A 16,937-nucleotide genomic window follows, 5' to 3' on the forward strand; every position below is an offset into this window, starting at 1 on the left:
ACTGATGAGCCCGATAGCTGTAAAGGTATCGGGCTTGTTAATTTTTTACCATATAAGTGATATAAGCTCATTTTAGTCTGATTGTGAATGCTGAATCTTTTAGATCATATAAGATGGGTAGTAAGATATTCACGTGTTTTTTGTGATTTCTCCTTACCTCGAAATGACAGTATTGTGTAGAATTGGAATTTGCAATTTAAAAAATTGAAATTTTCTAATGTTTATAAAGCTTAACATGATTTCCAAAAGAATAAGTGGCAGTTAAACTTGGGCCATTATATCCCCATTTTAAAAAGCCTTTCAGTCTCTCTTCTTCAACATCTACTCTTATGTTTAATCCGGTATATCCGGCTGTCAGACTGAAATTTTTGTAAACATTATATAAAACAGAAAGGTTATAGCTTAATATTCGCCCATCAATATTATCGACTTTAAGAGCAAAATAATTGGCATTAACATACAGCCCTACTTTTTTTCCTAATACAAATTCTCCCCAAAGTCCCAGATCTGGTAATGGTGCGGTAAAATCAAAATTATCTCTATATTCAGCTTGTGCAGTTCCCGCTTCAAGTTTTATACCCATATCTCCCAATAAAACATGGCTTCCTATAAGAGCTCCAATTTCATATGTTGGCTTTGAGATAAAAGCATAACCGTATGTAATTCGAATAATTTGATTGTCTGCAAAAGCTGAAATTCGCGCATCTACAGGATAAGTATGATCGCCAAATTCTATATCTCTCTGTAGGGTTTTACTTGAGGTTCTTTTTAAGTAGAAAAATTCACCCCCAAGTCTTGATCTTCTTGAAATTCTCCATTCAAATGCACCTGCAAATGATGTACTATTTTTATCAAATCCAAGATCTTTCTCAAAATCAATTAAATCTCCAAATTGACCATTATTAGTACCGTATTCCACTTCTGTATTATTAAAGGGAAAAATACGCCGGCACTAACTTTAAAACGTCTTGCGTGCCAGGGAAGATCTTCAGGGTAATCCTGAGGTCGATCAGAATTATTTTCTACAGCAGGTAAAGTATTCTCAGAAGAGATTTCAGCTGTAGTCTGTGATTGTGCTGAAAACCAAAAAAGGGAAATAATCAATAAAAATAATTTTTTCATAAGATTTATTTTTAGATTTTGTTAGCTGATTTTAACATTAAAGTTAACAAAAAAAATCATTCATTTCTTTTTTTTCTTCGTTTTATTGTTAATAATCATTCTGATTATCAAGTGAGTACGTTTTTTTTGATGTAGATTTAGTTGACATGTCACTCTTTTTTGTAATTTTGCATCATGACAGATACAAATACAAATTCAGAACCATTTGATAAAGCTTTTAGTGCTGAAATTGCAGACAGTTTTTTATTTCAGATACACCGAATTAAAAAAGCGCTGTTTCGTCGTACGAATGCTTTAATGAGCGAAGCAGGAATTACGCTGCAGTTAGAACAATTGCCGTTAATCATGATTTTGCAACATAAAGAACTTTCTCAAAGAGAGCTTTCTGATAAAACAATGCGTGACAAATCGTCTATTTTAAGAAGTATTAATGCTTTAGAAAAAAAGAGCTTGCTTGTGGTCAGAAAAGATAAAACCGATAAGCGAAAAAATGTAGTAAGCCTTACGGAAGAAGGAATTGTGTTAGCTAAAAACATTCGCTCTTTAATGAAAAAGTCCGAAGATGAGGTGCTTTCTGTTTTTTCTGCTACAGAAAGAATTCAGGCTTTGGAAACTATAAAAAGTTATGCTGATAGATTGGAGAGAATATAGAACACATAGAAGAAAGAAGAAAGCTGGAGATAAACGGATTTTCAAAAATTTTTCACAGTGAAAATCTTTTTAATCTATGGCAAAACAAATTATAAAATAGACAAATGAATAAAAAAGAATTATTAGAAGGGCCCATACTTTCCTCGTTATTAAAATTGGCTGTGCCTATAATGATTGCCAATCTTTTGCAGGCAGCTTATCAATTGGTTGATGCTTTTTGGGTAGGTCGTTTGGGTGGAGATGCTGTGGCAGCAGTATCTGTGAGCACACCGGTTATATTTTTAACGATTGCTTTAGGAACGGGTCTTGCTATTGCAGGTTCTATTTTAATTGCACAGTATTTTGGCGCCGGACAACAGGAAATGGTCAATCATGTGGCGGCGCAAACTTTACTGATGGTGATTACCGTTTCGGTTGTTTTATCGATTATTGGGTATTGGCTGAGTCCGTACTTTTTGCATGTCCTAAATGTAACGCCAGAGGTCTATAAAGATGCATTGGGTTTTATGCGCATCGCTTTTATTGGTCTGGTTTTTAGTTTTAGTTTTATGATTTTCCAGTCGGTGATGCGTGGGGTGGGGCGTGTGACTTTACCGGTTTATATTGTTTTGGGAACTGTGATTCTGAATTTTGCTTTAGATCCGTTGTTTATTTTTGGATGGAATTTTATTCCGGCAATGGGAGTAAAAGGTGCGGCTTTGGCGACCCTATCCACTCAAAGTTTAGCGATAGTGATTGGTTTTTTCATTTTGTTCAGAGGAAAACACGGAATTCATTTACAACTAAAAGATTTTAAACCCGATTATAAACATATTAAAAAAGCTTTTAAAATTGGTTTTCCATCTTCAATTGAGCAATCGATGCGTGCAATTGGAATGATGGCGATTACTTTTTTAATTGTGCATTTCGGAACGACAACGGTTGCTTCGTACGGAGCAGGATCTAATTTAATTCAGTTGATTTTGATTCCGGCCTTGGGGCTTTCTATGGCGATCGCGACATTGGTGGGTCAAAATATTGGTGCCGGAAATATTGCCCGTGCGGCACAAATTGGAAAACTGGGAGGTTATTTAGGTTTCGGTTTGCTTAGCGGACTTGGAATTATTGCCTACGCTTTTGCACCGTTTTTAATTGCATTTTTTGTTCCGAATGATCCTGCCGTAATAGAAGGCGGAACTCAGCTGTTAAGAATCACTTGTCTCTCCTGGGGATTTCTTGGTTTGCAGCTTTGTCTGACCGGAGTTTTCAGAGCAGTTGGAAATACAACGCTCCCAATGATTTTGACTTTGGTTTCGCAATGGGTAATTCAGTTTCCCCTGGCTTATATTTTATCACATAATACCTCGCTTGGTAAAATCGGAATTTGGTGGGCTTTTCCTATTTCATCTGTTTTAACGGGATTGATTACTTTAATTATTTATGCAAAAGGGGACTGGAAAAAAGAACGCTTAACCGGAAAAACAAATAAGTTAATTGATAAGGTGGAGAAGGAGATTGTTAAGGAGGGGTTTGAAAGTGTTAAGTAAAGGCTCTGAGGTTCTGAGATTCTAAGGTTTTTTTTGAAGGTTCAAAGGTTCATAGGGACAAAGGGGCAAAGGTTTTTTGAATTGCCTTCGGCTTTAGCTGGCGTTATATAAGAAGATATTTGAGGGCTCTAGCCAAATTAACTGTTCAGATATTACATAAGGTACACGTAGAGGCACAAGCAGTGCGTCTTTTTTTTGTAATTAAAATGATCTTGAAATTTATAAATCAATGATTGTACTTATGAAAACTGGATCGCCCCGATTGAGTTATGAATTATGAGTTTTGAATAACTCATAATTCATAACTCATAACTTTTTTTAAACTCTATTATAATCCGCTTTCCAATGAACGATTGCTTTTTTTATAGCATCGCCTGTTAAGCTGTTTTTTAAGGTGTCTTCTATAAGAGGGAGCAATTCGTTATCGGGTGCGAATCGCAGGGCGAATATTTGATCGTCTGTTAATTTGTATTCGAATTCTTCGAATCTTTTTCCCGTTAGGGTGAAATAGCGATAGCGAAGTTCTAGTCTTACGATTCGGTTTTGCAATGTTAAGGCATAATGCTGGCGCAACATATAGGCAAGACAAAATAGAAAAATAAAAGCAACGCTTATAAAGGACCAAATTAAGGGCTGATCTGTATTGAACGCAAAGTAAATACTGGCAATTAAAAAAATAATTAAAATGGGATAATAAACAAAATGGTGAGGAGTGTAAAAACGTATGTGGTTGTAATAGGTTTGAATTTTCATAGTTTTTGTATTTAGGTTTAAAGTTAAAAAAGAAAAAGCTACCCTATGAATAGAATAGCTTTTTTTTCAAAATAAACTAACATAACCAATGTTTCTATATATATAAACCCGAAAGATTTTCTTTGGAGTTTCTTAGTGATATCTGTATTTTTAAAAAAGCCTCAATTGCATGTATCAGTTTCAAATGGCTTTATTTCTTTAAAGTAAAATTAGATTGATTGGCATAGTTTCTCGTTATATTTTAAGAGGATATTGTTATATAATTATGAGTTTTGCGTTATAAGTTGAAAAAGACGCAAGAAGCAAGATGAAAGAGAAAAGCTTATAACCTAAAGCTTATGGCTTACAGCTTTTTCCCATTCTTCAAGTTTTGATTGAAGCGATTTTCCTGCGTTTGCCGGACTTGTTGATGGTAAAGTTCTCAGCTGATATTCTTTTTTTAGATGAACATATTTTTTGAAAAAGGCGGCGGCTTTTTGACCGTTGAAAAGGATTGTTTTTATGTTTGAATGTTCTTCTAAGAATGTTTCGAAATCATTGGCTATTTCATTTTTTATGGCGCTATCCAGACTTCCTACGCGATCGCAGAACTGAAGTACATCCCATAACGCAATGTTGTTTTTTTGTAAAAGTGCTTTTCTGGTTTGGTAATCATTTGAGAAATCTTCTTTCAGAATAAGAAACATAAATTTCCAGAAATTATTCTGATTGTGTCCGTAATACTGATTTAGTTCTAGCGATTTTGTTCCAGGCATTGTGCCTAAAATCAAAATGTTAGCGTTCTGTGAAGTGATCGGGGCAAATGAAAAACTTTTCATGCTTTAAGGATTTTGATTTAATCAAGATTAGTAAATGTTAAAATAATCATTTATAGGGAATTATAAAACAAAAACGAAAAATTATATAACGCATTTGGCTATTGTGTGACGAACTTTGAATCGTAGATTTTTAGAATTCTGCTTCCTTACAAGAATTCGCTTTATTGGAAATCTATCAACGGAAATCTATCAACGTAGAATCTCAATTTTAATTACAGGCAAATGAAAACAGTTACTATTAATACAGAAAAAATAAGCGCTATTTTTGAACAGTTACACGCCGGTTTTGGTGGTAAAGTAACTTCTGATTTAGATGAATTTACTTTAGAAATTAATAATAGTACTGCAAGAGGATCTATTATTGGAGCTTCTTTTAATGACAATATTTCGTACGTGCAATTCGACATGAATTTTGCTGTTGATGTTCGAATTGATATTACTAATGTACAATCGGCACCAATTTATTTTGCGTATTGTTCTCAGGGAAGTTTGTCGCATAGTTTTGGAGTTTTGGGTGAAGAGAGAACTTTTAAAACCTTTCAGACAGCTATTGCAATTTCAAAAGCAAATCAGGATAATGTTTTGTTTTTTGAGAAAGAAAAAAACACAAAATTCACTTTAATTATTGTTGGAACTCAGGCCACTGAAAACCAACTTTATGCTCTGGATAATTCTTTGAGCGATAAAGTAAAAGAGACCTTTTTTGAAAATAATAATATCCAGGATTTCTTTTATTTAGGTTCTTACAACCTTCAAATTGCTGAAAAAATTGAACAATTAAGCGCGGTATCGCAAACCGGAATTGTTAAAAAATTATTGAAAGAAGGTATTTTAAGGATTATTCTGGCAATGGAAATTCAACAACATACCGACGATTTGAATGCTTTTTCAAAAGATGCAAATTGCCTTACTTTGAGAGAAATGGAACAAATAAAAGAACTTTCTGAATTTATAAAAAATTCTCCGGAAGAACCTTTTACCATTAAATCATTAAGCAAAAAATCAGGTTTGTCTCCAAATAAATTACAGGAAGGCTTTAAAATGATCCACAATCGCACCGTAAACGATTATATCACCCATATGAGAGTTTTAAAAGCCGAGCTGTTAATTAGAACTTCCGACTTAAATATCTCTGAAATTGTATACTGCATAGGTTTTACAAGCAGAAGCTACTTCTCAAAAATCTTTAAACAAAAATTCAATTGTAGTCCAAAAGAGTATAAATTTAATTTGAATCCTTTGGCAATTACTGCATAGGATAAGTTGCTAGGATTCTAAGATTCTAAGGCCCTAAGTTTTTCTCTCAGCACCTTAGAATCTTAGAATCTCAGCACCTTAAAATTCACCTTCCAAACCTGTAATACTCCAAATCCTTATTCTTCTTATTATTAATCGAATCCAAAATAGAATTCATTCCCAAAACGCTAAAGGTGATTCCGTTGCCGCCAAAACCTAAAACATAATGTTCGTTTTTGTGGGGATTTGGTTTTCCGAAATAAGGTAATCCGTCTTTTGTTTCCCCAAAAGTTCCTGCCCAGGAATAATCTATTTTGAAATTAATATCGGGGAATTTTTTCTGGAATTGTCTTAAGAGAAACTGCTCTTTTTTTGGTAATAATTTGTCTCGTTTAACAGGGTCTTTAAATTCTTCGTCGCCGCCACCCATAATAATTCGGTTATCTTCGGTGACGCGAAAATAAAAATAGGGTTTTGAGGTATCCCAAAAAATAGCATTTTTAAAAGAATTTGGAACATCCGGTAAGGCTTCAGAAGCAATAACGTATGTACTTTTAAGATCTACCACTTTTTCGGTTAGCGTTTCGGTGCTTTCGTAACCGCTGCAGTGTATAATGTGATTTGCAGTAATCAGATGCCTGTTTTCAGTATGGGCAATAAGTTTTCTCTTTTGATTTTGGATGGAAGTAATATTGGTACGGTCATAAATCTGCATTCCTTTTTGTTGGCAATAATGGAGTAGATCATTTGCCAGACGATACGGATCCATCACAGCGGCAGTATTAGATTCTATGGCCGCCATAGCGTGTAACCCCATTTTTTTTAAATCTGATTCTTCAAGCCAATTGACATTGAATCCATATTGTTTTCGGGTTTTGAATTCATATTTTAGATATGGGATATCTTTTTTAAAAGAACAGTAATAAATACTTTTCTTGAATTCGAACTGGCAGTCGCTTTTAATATCATCTATTATCGTTCGCAAATCAAAAATGGCTTGTTTTCCATTTTTATAACTATCAACAGCACATTCCAGTCCTCTTAATGTAATGAGTTCATGTAATGGGACATCAATTTCATATTGAAGTAATGCGGTACTTGCAGCTGTACTTCCGTTACAGATGTCTCTACGGTCTACAAGTACAACTTTTTTACCTTCATTTATTAATTTATACGCAATAAGGGCGCCCGTTATACCACTGCCAATAATTAAAATTTCGGTGTTTACATCTTGGTCGATCGACGGATAACTGTATCTCATGGCACTTTTTAAAGGCCAGAAGGTTTCTGTTGACCGGAGTTTCATTTCTTAGTTGGTTTTTTTGCAGCTTTAATAGTTTTTACAGTCTCAGCAGGTTTTCTGGCGGATTTTTGTTGGCTTCTGTTTTTACCTTTTCGTTCGTGTTGATCTTGTGCTTCAGCAATGGAATGCGAAGTTCTGATGCTTTCCTCTTTTTTTGCCAATTCACTTAGTCTTTGATAATATTTTTGCACGATAATCATTTCTTCTTCCGTCATGCTTTCGATATCAACTAAACTATTACTTGATAGTTCATTTGAGGCAACTAATTCGTTTAACTTTAATTGAATAGCAAGCGAATCTTTATTTTGGGCTTTCTGAATTAAAAAAACCATCAAAAAGGTAATAATCGTTGTTCCGGTATTGATTACCAATTGCCAAGTTTCAGAATAATCGAAAACCGGACCTGAAACTGCCCAGGCCACAACAATTAAAAAGGCGCCAATAAAAGCGGTTGTACTTCCGGCAGCTTTAGAGACATGCGTAGCAAATTTTTCGAAGGCACTATTGCCTTTAGTTTTTTTCTTATCCATCTTCTTTAACTTTTTCGTTTGCTTACTTTTTCTTCCCGAACCACTTTATTATTTTTTTCATCATAAATGGCGTCATATATTTTTTGTCCTGTTTTACTGAAAATTTTGATTTTCGGTTCTTCATGCGTTCCCGTAATTACAATTGGAAAACCGACAAGTCCGCCAGGTGGCAAACCTAATCGCATTCTTAAATCTAATAATCCGTCAAAGCTTGTTGTGCCTTTTATGGTAGGCCTAAAACTTGCTACACTAAATGTAAAAGGTTCAATATGAATTAAATTATTGTCAATTGTCGAGTTAATTACGATTCCCTTCATATCGGGGTTATTTAAAACCTTTTGTCCGGTTTGTGAACTAATTCCATCAAATAATTTAAGGCCTTTAACTTGTACATCGCGCAAAGTTATAGTTCCGCCACCTTCAAGAGATTCGTAAATAGGTCCCATATTTCCGTTTAAATCTCCTTTTACGTTATAATCAACAGAAATGATTCCTTGTGCTTTTTCAGCTGCAGTTACCATATCATGAAACATCGGAATTTCTTTGTAGGCTCTTTGTACACTAAAATCTTTTGCTGTAAAATGAGCATTAAAATGGGCAGATGTTGGCGTTTCATCTTTGTATGAAGCAGCAATACCTAAAATACAATCGATGATATTAAAAGTAGTATTTTCTAAAAACAAACCGCCTTTTGCAATGCCGACCTTACCGGAAAGTTTGTGAAAAACCAGTCCGTTATATTCTACTTTATCCGCATTTGCGGTAAGGGCCACATTTAAGTTTTTTGGAATAATAACAACACCACTCATTTTTGGATGATCTTCTTTGGCGTATTGTACTTCAATATTTCGATCTTTATTTTCGCCTTTTTCAAGTGCCATAAATTCATCTACATTAATCAATTTTGATTTCATGTTGAAGTTTCCGTTCAAAGTTCCTTGCGATTCCAGAAAGTAATTTATGGTGTTTAAAAGATATCCGTTAATATCAAAATCCGATTTTCCATAAGAAGCATAGAATTTTTCAAACCACATTTTTTCATTTTGGAAACGGAAATTTCCCTCTTTGATAAAGAAAGACTTTGGAAATAGCTCTGATGTTGCTTTGATATTTCTCAGCAAAAGAGTTCCTCGATTATCCAATTTATCATACTCTCCGTTGGTGGCATAACTTTGTTTTCCTTTTAATGAAAGATCTGCTTTTGCATAACCGGTAACATCAAGTCCTTTTTGAGAAAACACCTGATAGATTCGGCCCACATTCAATTCGCCTTTTATTTTGGCATTATAAGCCAGATCGCCAAAATCGGATAAAGTTGCATTGACATACATCGGATTTCCTTCAAAAACAAAAGATGCAGGGGCAACGGCAATAATCAAATCCTTAAAAGTTCCGGCTTTATTCAATACATTGGCAACAAAAGTAATATCGGTAATTGGGTTAGGATAGGAGTCCGTTTTAAGCCAGCCCTGGTGTAAAGAAATTCCGCCAATTGTCTTTGGAAATAATTTTTTTGACGTACTAAAAACACCTTTTGCCTGAATATTGGTTTTCAGAATTCCTTTTAATTCAATTGAGGTCAAACCTAAGGCCGCATCGACGGTTGCCAAATCCAAAGCACCTTTTACGCTTGCATCTACGGTCATTTCGTTGAAGCCTTTACTGTGTAAATAAGCATTAAAATAATCCTTTTCACCCACTTTAAATTTTAAGGTTCTTAAATTAATCAACAATTTTTCGACATCAAGCGAAGGCAGAACAGCATTTAAATTCATTTGAAAATCCTTCAATGGAGCAGGAGCATTCTGATAGTTGATTGCACCTTCATCAATTTTTAAATTAAATGCCAAATCTGGTTTTTGATTTTTTGATACGTTATAATTTCCCCTAAAAGTAAAAAGCAAATCACTTTTACCTGAAATTTCAGTTTCATCCATCCAGGTTAAATATTCAGGAGGCATCACAGAAAATAAATCTTTTACCGTTGTGTTTTCTGAGGCTGCTTTGATATTTATTTTATATCCATCTCTTAAAATGGTGAAAAAACCAGTGAATTTTAAAGGAAGTTTATTGATTTTTAATTCGTTTTTCTGAAGAATAAAAGATAAGGCATTAGTATTGATTCGGGTAATCAAATCAGCTCGCAGTTCTTTTTTTCTTAAGTAAGCGGTTCTGTTATAGTAAAAATCAATATTATCGATTTTTGCATTGGTATTTAAGTCAAAAATATCTTCGCTTAGATTCCCTTTTCCTATGTAATTGAAACCTTTTGCATCGACCAGAATTTTAGCAGAACGATCATTGTATTTAACATGACAATCTTCAAGATCGATGCGTTCTAGACGAATTGCTGTTCCTTCTTCTGGTTTATCTTCATTTTTTATGTTTTTGGGATCAGAAATATAGATATTATAATTTGCTTGTCCTTTTTGGTTAACCATTATATTGATCAAAGCTTTAGAAACGTAAAGTTTATTGATTTTAACTTCATTGTCAAAAATTAACCTTTTCAGGTTAATCCCAAAAGCGACTTGTTCTGCCTTAATCAAAGTATCATTTCTAAACGGAGCAGAACCCGTCATCGATAAATGGTCTAGTGAAACAGTAAGGGATGGGAAATGGGTAAAAAATGACAATCTGGATTTAGAAAAATCCATTTTAGTATCTAAACGTTCGTTGGCTATTTTCTTTACTTCGGATGCGACTGTTCCTGGAAACAACAATGGAATTAAAAACAATAATAGCAAGATACTTGCTATTACTATTCCTGCCACTTTCAGGATTTTTAGGCTTATATTTTTATAGGAGGCTTTCATTACATTTGATTCTAAGTTTAGGATTTTGCTTTTTCAGCCTGTGCTTTTTTGGCGTCTTCTTCTTTTTGCTTTTCTTCTTTAGCTTTTTCTTCCTTGGCTTTTTCCTCTTTCTCTTTTGCTTCTTTTTCTTTCGCAGCTTTTTCTTTCGCAGCTTTTTCAGCTTGTTCTTCTTTTTTCTCTTTGGCTTCTTCAGCCTGTTTTTCTTTTTGTTTCTCTTTTTTCTTGAAATAACCTCTAAATAAGAAATTGCTTTTTGCAGCTTCCATATTTTCACTAAAACCTTTTGTTCCGTTTTCTAAGTTAGAAAGTGTATTTGAAACACTGGCGGCCATTTTATCGTCACGGACCAATCTGGCTAAAGCACCATTTCCGTTATTCATACTATGACTGAAAATGGCTAATTCTTCAGAAATAACTCCCACGTTATCCATACTTTTTTTAACACTTTTCATAATGTCATTCATTTCGATTCCCTGAACAGAAGCCAGTTGCCCTCCATTTTCAATCACTTTTGTAGATTTTACCCCTGGAGAGATAGTCAGAACTTTATCGCCCATTAACCCATCAGAACCAATACTGGTACGGGCATCTGTTTTGATAAATTCACGAACTTTGTCTTTTATGACCATTGAAACTACAACCGAAGAATCGTTAATGAGCCTGATTTCTTCAACCGTTCCGATATTAATTCCTGAAAAACGGACATTGTTTCCCACCTCCAAACCACTTACGGTTTTAAATTGCGATGTAATGTTGAATGTCGAGCCAAAAAGGTTTTTTTGTTTTCCAATAAAGTAAACTGCCAGTATAAAAAGCAGCGAGCCTATTGTTACAAACATTCCTAATTTCCAAGTATATCCAGATTGCTTCTCCATGATTTCTAATAGTTTATTTTTGGTTTATTCGAAAAAAGAACGAACCCATTCGTCTTCGTCTTTTTCTAGTTCTTCGTATGTTCCTTCAGCGTGTATCTTTCCTTCTTTCAAAACCATAATGCGGTCGGCGGTAAGTTTTGCGCAGGCCATATCATGTGTTATAATGATCGATGTCGTTTTTTGTTTGTGTTTGATATCTAAGATTAATTCACTGATTTCTCTCGATGTTATGGTATCTAAACCTGTTGTGGGTTCATCGTATAAGATAATTTCCGGTTTCAAAATTAAAGTTCTGGCCAGTCCAATTCTTTTCTGCATTCCTCCTGATAATTCAGACGGCATTTTGTCAATGGCATCGGCTAAACCAACATTGTCTAATGCTTCTATTATTTCACTTTCAACTTCTTCGGCTGTCAATTCTCTTTTGTGCTTTCTTAAAGTAAAGGCCAGATTTTCCCTAACCGACATCGAATCGTATAAGGCGCCGCTTTGAAATAGAAATCCAATTCGGGATCTGATTTCGTTTAATTCGTTTTTTGTCAGATTCAAGACATTTTCATCAAACACTTTAATTTCGCCTTTATCAGGTTCAATTAAACCGACAATACATTTGATAGTAACTGATTTTCCTGAACCGGAACGACCCAAAATCACTAAATCTTCGCCTTTATTTACGGTCAGATTTACGCCTTGCAAGACCTTATTATCTTTGCCAAAAGTTTTGTGCAAATCCCTGATCTCAATTATCGGAGTTTTTGCCTTTTCTTTTGTTTTTGATTCTATATTTTCTTTCTCTTTAATCATAGTACAAAAAATAAATCGGTTATTTGAACTGCGACCATATCCAAAATAAAAATGGCTAAAGATGCTGTTACCACTGCAGAATTTGCTGCTTTACCCACACTTTCAGTTCCATTTGCAGCATTAAATCCTTTATAGCATCCAATCATTCCGATAAAAAAACCGAAGAAGAATGTTTTGATTGTGGCTGGAAATAAATCTAAAAACTCAAGAGACTGAAAAATTTGCGTCATATAGCGGTAAAGATTCACATCACTATGAATATTAACCCCAATATAACCTCCAAAAATTCCAATTGCATCGGCAAAAAAAACCAACAAGGGAACCATTAAGGTACAGGCTAAAATTCGGGTTACAACCAAATAATTATAGGGGTTAATTGCTGCAACTTCCATGGCATCAATTTGTTCGGTCACTTTCATCGAACCTAACTCGGCTCCAATTCCTGATGAGATTTTCCCGGCACAGATCAAAGCAGTAATTACCGGAGCGATTTCTCGTATAAGCGAAAGCGCTACCATTCCGGGTAACCAGGATTCTGCTCCAAATTTGACCAATGTTGGCCTGGATTGCAGCGTTAAAACTAATCCCATTATAAAACCGGTAATCGCAACAAGTGGTAATGATTTATAGCCAATGACATAACATTGTTTCAAAAACTCTTTTGCTTCATAAGGAGGAACAAAAACCTCCTTAAAAAACTGTTTTGCAAACAAGGTCGCATTTCCAATTTCGGTGAATGTATTTTTTAAAGTGAGAATCATATTATGTTTTAGTTTTTGTTGAAAACCTTTAAAGATCAACTCTTTATAAAATTGACTATGTCCTGATTATCAAGTATTAAAGATATCTTATAACCAAAGAAATTCCATTACACAACTTTTTATGAAGTTTATATAATTAACATTGTAAAACACAATAATAATGGAGAAAGAACGTTGCAGAAAACATTATAAAACAAAAAATCCCTTCTTCGAAAAAAAAGGATTTCATGGGTTTATAACGTTTTGGCCAGTTTTTATCGCTATAATTTTAAGAATTAATTGCTATACCATCTTTTCTTGATTTCATTAATGGAATCACTTTGGTGTCAGATGACTTAAGATTTTCCATCAGTAACCGCGCTGTTAAATAACATACTGTGGACTCTGCGCCCTGATTTAGGTTTACGTTTTCTTTTTCTAATCCGTCATAACCACCACCACTTACAGGGTTATACATAATCTGATTCAAATGATTTTTCCCTAAGAACCAGTTGAAGGCTGTTTTCATTTTATGCTTGTATTCTGGCGTACCAAAAGCGTCATAAAAGGAATTCAAAGTATGAATGGTGTAGGCAACATCAATTGGTTGCTCCCCGTATTCTTTTGGCTCTTCTCCTTTATGTAGCCATCCGTTATTCGAAATGACCTTGAAATTTTTATTGACAAACATTTTTGACATTAGGAAATCCAATGAATCCAATGCTACTTTTTTGTAAATAGGCTTGTTGGTCACTAAATAGGCAAACAACATTGATTCGGGCAAAATACCATTTCCGTAGGTCATATAATTTTCAAACCATTTCCAATCGCTTGAAGCATGAATTTCATAGTTAGAAAGCAATTTTGCATTGAGTTTATTGATAATTGCTGCAACATATAAGTTTGGAACAGCAGTATTGTATAAATACAGCCCTTTGGTAGCAAAACCAATCGAACGTGGCGACTGAATTGTTTCGGCCCATTTTAAAGAATTCAACAAAACTTTTGATGCTTTTTTAGAAATGGCTTCCGGTAAAAGATCACCGATTGAAACCACGGTTCCCAACGCCCATAAAGCTCGTGCATTTGAATCTTCAAGATTAACCTCTGCATTTTGCTCTATATGCTCTCTGTTTTCCTGATCAACATAATTGATAAAATTACCTTTAGGTTTTTGACAACGTTCGATAAAATCCAAATAAATTAAAATATAAGGCAAATCTTCTTTGTCTTTCGTAAGTTTAAAATGCATGCAAAAAGCAATTAAAGCACGTGCATTATCATCTAAAGTATAACCTGAAGAAAGATCAGGAATGGAAATTTTACTGAATTGTATAATTCCTAAATCAGTAGTTAATTTTTTGATGTGTCTCAACTGAATTGAAGGATAAGTAAATTTAATTTCACCAGGATTCTCCATCAAAGTTTTATAGGTATTCATGTGCTTGATCGCAACGTTTTCCCACGATGAGGCGCGCATTTTTGTAAATGCATTGATTCCCATCTCTTCTCTTAAATTATCATCAGCAAGTAATTTTATTGTTTCCTCTGCAAATTGATCTACGTTTCCAATATCAACCAAAATACCGCAGTCAGATGTTAATACTTCTAAAGTATGCGGAATTTTTGAAGCCACCATTGGACAAGCACAACTCATTGCATAAGAAAAAGTGCCACTTACGGCCTGATTTGGATCTTTTGAAGTAAATAGATAAACATCTGTTGCTTTTAAATAATCTAAAAGTTCATTGGTATCCAGATATTGATTGATAAAACGTACGTTGTCTTTTAAATTTAAATCTTCAACAATGCCTTCCAGTTTATCCCGATAGGCGTCAACACCGTCTTTAATTAAATTTGGATGCGTTTTTCCAATAATTAGATACAGCACATTTGGCTCTTTTTCGATGATTTTTGGCAAAGCCTGAAGTCCGGTTTCAATGTTTTTTCCTTCGCCCAAAAGACCAAAAGTTGAAAGCACTTTTCTGTCCTGAATGCCAAATTTTTGTTTTGCCTGATCCGGAGTTTCATAAATTACAATGTGGGTTCCATGTGGTACACAAGTAATTATTTTTTCATCAATGTCGTAATCTCTCATCAAAATTTCTTTTGACTGATTGGTCATAACAAAAACCGAGTTGCTGTAGCTCAACAATAATTTTACAAAGGTTTTCAATTCATTATTCGGATTTTGAATAACAGAATGGAAAGTATACGTAAGCGGTTTTTTAATAACGTTTAAAAAGTCTAGCAAATAATCGCCATAGTTTCCTCCAAATAAACCAAACTCATGTTGAATATGGACTAGTTTTACCGATTTGTCATTATTTATTTGTTCGGCAACTTTAGCATATTCGGCTTTATCTTTTGTATTTAAGGTAAACGCCTGCGTTGGTTTTGGTTTTGGCTCATTGACCAGTTCGCAAATTTCACAAGTAATTGATTTACCAAAAACATCTGTAATTCCTTTAATGCTATCCTGCGTGTAAGTGGCTATTCCACATTGTGTTGGAGGAAATGTAGATAGAAAAACTATTTTCGATTTATTTGATATCGTTTTCATTGGGATTCTGTTTTAGTTCCGTTAATAAGTCGTTAAGGTTCAAAGAAGCCACCGCAATCTTGTCATCGGCGGCACCGTAATAAATATATAATTGGTCGTCAAAAATGGCTGTTCCTGTTGGAAAAACAACATAATTTACATAACCGTGTCGTTCATAATATTCTGCAGGCGTAATAATGGGTTTTGACAATCGGCCCAAAACTTTTTGTGGGTTTTCAAGATCAAGTAAAGCTGCCGAAGCATGATAAACCAATCCTTTTTCGCGCTTTTCTGCTGAGTGATAAATCAATAACCAGCCATCTTTTGTTTCAATAGGAGGAGCACCCGGTCCGATATGACTTGTTTCATGATCGTATTTCGGCTCCATCACAATATAATCGGGCAGGTTTTTCAAATAATCTTTCCAAAAATCAACCGTTAAATCTTTCTTTTTTTCGAAAGTAACGATTTGAATGGAAGGGAATAATCGGTGTAAAGCCACAAATTTTCCATTTATTTTCTTTGGAAAAAGCACTACATTTTTATCCCAAACAAACAAATGTTCCTTCATTGTTTCAGTCAAAGGATAATTTCTTGCCGTATTAAAAGCCAATATTTTAGCAATACTTGGATTTAATAAATGATTTCTAATCAGATTAGTAAAATCATGCAAAATAAATTTTGGCGTAATAATTCCTTTCTTTTTAAACTTAGTCAGATCTTTTGAAGTTGCCAAAGCACCGCAAGCGTTTATACCATCATAGGTAACATAGGTCATATAAAAAGTATCATCAATTTTGGTAATACGAGGATCCTCAACGCCGTGGATTTCATAAATATATTCTGGTACAAAAAACGGCTCAGTATGTCTTTCTACTAAAGTTGTCGGGCCTTCAAAGCGACAATAACCAACAGTTGAAAAATTACCTTTTTTAGCAGCTCTGTAAAACATGTGTACTGTATTTCCGTCCTGATAAATCGCAGGATTTAAAACGCCTAACTCTTCAAATGCCCTTTCTGTTTTTTCTAAAATTACACCGTGTTTTGTTGCAATTAAACTTTGCGCTACTGCCAATTCCATCTCTTAAATTTTATTTAGCTAAAATTACTTTACCAATAGAGGGGCTGTTAATCCAATCGAGCAAAAAATTAACTCAAAAAGATTGATATGGGAATTATGTAATAAGAAGTGAGGGATTATAAAATTAATCCAAAAAACTG

Annotated in this window: 15 protein-coding genes; 3 read left to right on the forward strand and 12 right to left on the reverse strand. The window is 34.3% G+C overall.

All coding sequences use genetic code 11. The features are described 5' to 3' along the window. Positions 1–214: 214 nt before the first annotated feature. Together ASC72_RS15360 and ASC72_RS24550 are read right to left on the reverse strand one after the other, a co-directional pair. Complete coding sequence (locus tag ASC72_RS15360; protein WP_241775717.1) at positions 215–919, reverse strand: hypothetical protein; 705 nt, start codon at positions 917–919, stop codon at positions 215–217. Next, positions 880–1,122, reverse strand: coding sequence for a hypothetical protein (locus ASC72_RS24550; RefSeq protein WP_241775718.1), 243 nt, complete (start codon positions 1,120–1,122; stop codon positions 880–882). The genes ASC72_RS15360 and ASC72_RS24550 overlap by 40 nt, the downstream gene beginning before the upstream one ends. Before the next feature lie 174 nt (positions 1,123–1,296). Between ASC72_RS24550 and ASC72_RS15365 the strand changes: the two genes are divergently transcribed. After that, on the forward strand, positions 1,297–1,773 hold the full coding sequence (locus ASC72_RS15365; RefSeq protein WP_056192439.1) for a MarR family winged helix-turn-helix transcriptional regulator: 477 nt from the start codon (positions 1,297–1,299) through the stop codon (positions 1,771–1,773). 104 nt (positions 1,774–1,877) lie between these two features. After that, positions 1,878–3,299 (forward strand): MATE family efflux transporter, encoded by a 1,422-nt coding sequence (locus ASC72_RS15370; RefSeq protein ID WP_056192442.1) that lies wholly within the window; start codon positions 1,878–1,880, stop codon positions 3,297–3,299. A 318-nt stretch (positions 3,300–3,617) separates the two neighbouring features. On the opposite strand, the gene ASC72_RS15375 is transcribed toward ASC72_RS15370, so the two are convergent. Both ASC72_RS15375 and ASC72_RS15380 read right to left on the reverse strand, forming a co-directional pair. Then, complete coding sequence (locus ASC72_RS15375) at positions 3,618–4,052, reverse strand: DUF6526 family protein (protein WP_056192445.1); 435 nt, start codon at positions 4,050–4,052, stop codon at positions 3,618–3,620. A 329-nt stretch (positions 4,053–4,381) separates the two neighbouring features. Beyond that, a complete protein-coding gene (locus tag ASC72_RS15380; RefSeq protein ID WP_056192449.1) occupies positions 4,382–4,870 on the reverse strand; it encodes a DNA-deoxyinosine glycosylase in 489 nt (162 codons plus the stop codon). Between the two features lie 222 nt (positions 4,871–5,092). Here ASC72_RS15380 and ASC72_RS15385 point away from each other — a divergent pair, with 222 nt between their 5' ends. Beyond that, positions 5,093–6,127: an AraC family transcriptional regulator gene (locus ASC72_RS15385; protein WP_056192452.1), complete on the forward strand. Its 1,035-nt coding sequence runs from the start codon at positions 5,093–5,095 to the stop codon at positions 6,125–6,127. A gap of 85 nt (positions 6,128–6,212) precedes the next feature. Here ASC72_RS15385 and ASC72_RS15390 read toward each other — a convergent pair whose 3' ends face one another. The 8 genes from ASC72_RS15390 to ASC72_RS15425 all read right to left on the reverse strand — a co-directional run bounded on the left by ASC72_RS15390 (position 6,213) and on the right by ASC72_RS15425 (position 16,797). Then, positions 6,213–7,412, reverse strand: a complete 1,200-nt coding sequence (locus ASC72_RS15390) for an FAD-binding oxidoreductase (protein ID WP_056192455.1) — start codon at positions 7,410–7,412, stop codon at positions 6,213–6,215. Next, positions 7,409–7,939, reverse strand: coding sequence for a low affinity iron permease family protein (locus tag ASC72_RS15395; protein WP_056192458.1), 531 nt, complete (start codon positions 7,937–7,939; stop codon positions 7,409–7,411). Before ASC72_RS15395 ends, ASC72_RS15390 begins: the two co-directional genes overlap by 4 nt. 5 nt (positions 7,940–7,944) lie before the next feature. Further along, on the reverse strand, positions 7,945–10,713 hold the full coding sequence (locus tag ASC72_RS15400; RefSeq protein WP_241775719.1) for an AsmA-like C-terminal region-containing protein: 2,769 nt from the start codon (positions 10,711–10,713) through the stop codon (positions 7,945–7,947). A 59-nt stretch (positions 10,714–10,772) separates the two neighbouring features. Continuing rightward, positions 10,773–11,630: an MlaD family protein gene (locus ASC72_RS15405; RefSeq protein ID WP_056192465.1), complete on the reverse strand. Its 858-nt coding sequence runs from the start codon at positions 11,628–11,630 to the stop codon at positions 10,773–10,775. 24 nt (positions 11,631–11,654) lie between these two features. Next, positions 11,655–12,434, reverse strand: a complete 780-nt coding sequence (locus tag ASC72_RS15410) for an ABC transporter ATP-binding protein (protein WP_056192468.1) — start codon at positions 12,432–12,434, stop codon at positions 11,655–11,657. After that, a complete protein-coding gene (locus tag ASC72_RS15415; protein ID WP_056192471.1) occupies positions 12,431–13,195 on the reverse strand; it encodes an ABC transporter permease in 765 nt (254 codons plus the stop codon). The genes ASC72_RS15410 and ASC72_RS15415 overlap by 4 nt, the downstream gene beginning before the upstream one ends. A gap of 268 nt (positions 13,196–13,463) precedes the next feature. Further along, positions 13,464–15,737 (reverse strand): glycosyltransferase, encoded by a 2,274-nt coding sequence (locus ASC72_RS15420; RefSeq protein ID WP_056192474.1) that lies wholly within the window; start codon positions 15,735–15,737, stop codon positions 13,464–13,466. After that, complete coding sequence (locus ASC72_RS15425; RefSeq protein WP_056192478.1) at positions 15,718–16,797, reverse strand: pesticidal protein Cry7Aa; 1,080 nt, start codon at positions 16,795–16,797, stop codon at positions 15,718–15,720. Before ASC72_RS15425 ends, ASC72_RS15420 begins: the two co-directional genes overlap by 20 nt. Positions 16,798–16,937 lie beyond the last annotated feature (140 nt).

The sequence above is a fragment of the Flavobacterium sp. Root420 genome, from assembly GCF_001427905.1.
GTDB lineage: Bacteria > Bacteroidota > Bacteroidia > Flavobacteriales > Flavobacteriaceae > Flavobacterium.

Coding starts and splice junctions, on each gene's coding strand:
- ASC72_RS15385 (WP_056192452.1), top strand. CDS start 5,093: ATGAAAACAGTTACTATTAATACAGAAAAAATAAGCGCTATTTTTGAA.
- ASC72_RS15420 (WP_056192474.1), bottom strand. CDS start 15,737: ATGAAAACGATATCAAATAAATCGAAAATAGTTTTTCTATCTACATTT.
- ASC72_RS15390 (WP_056192455.1), bottom strand. CDS start 7,412: ATGAAACTCCGGTCAACAGAAACCTTCTGGCCTTTAAAAAGTGCCATG.
- ASC72_RS15415 (WP_056192471.1), bottom strand. CDS start 13,195: ATGATTCTCACTTTAAAAAATACATTCACCGAAATTGGAAATGCGACC.
- ASC72_RS15375 (WP_056192445.1), bottom strand. CDS start 4,052: ATGAAAATTCAAACCTATTACAACCACATACGTTTTTACACTCCTCAC.
- ASC72_RS24550 (WP_241775718.1), bottom strand. CDS start 1,122: ATGAAAAAATTATTTTTATTGATTATTTCCCTTTTTTGGTTTTCAGCA.
- ASC72_RS15380 (WP_056192449.1), bottom strand. CDS start 4,870: ATGAAAAGTTTTTCATTTGCCCCGATCACTTCACAGAACGCTAACATT.
- ASC72_RS15365 (WP_056192439.1), top strand. CDS start 1,297: ATGACAGATACAAATACAAATTCAGAACCATTTGATAAAGCTTTTAGT.
- ASC72_RS15425 (WP_056192478.1), bottom strand. CDS start 16,797: ATGGAATTGGCAGTAGCGCAAAGTTTAATTGCAACAAAACACGGTGTA.
- ASC72_RS15405 (WP_056192465.1), bottom strand. CDS start 11,630: ATGGAGAAGCAATCTGGATATACTTGGAAATTAGGAATGTTTGTAACA.
- ASC72_RS15370 (WP_056192442.1), top strand. CDS start 1,878: ATGAATAAAAAAGAATTATTAGAAGGGCCCATACTTTCCTCGTTATTA.
- ASC72_RS15395 (WP_056192458.1), bottom strand. CDS start 7,939: ATGGATAAGAAAAAAACTAAAGGCAATAGTGCCTTCGAAAAATTTGCT.
- ASC72_RS15410 (WP_056192468.1), bottom strand. CDS start 12,434: ATGATTAAAGAGAAAGAAAATATAGAATCAAAAACAAAAGAAAAGGCA.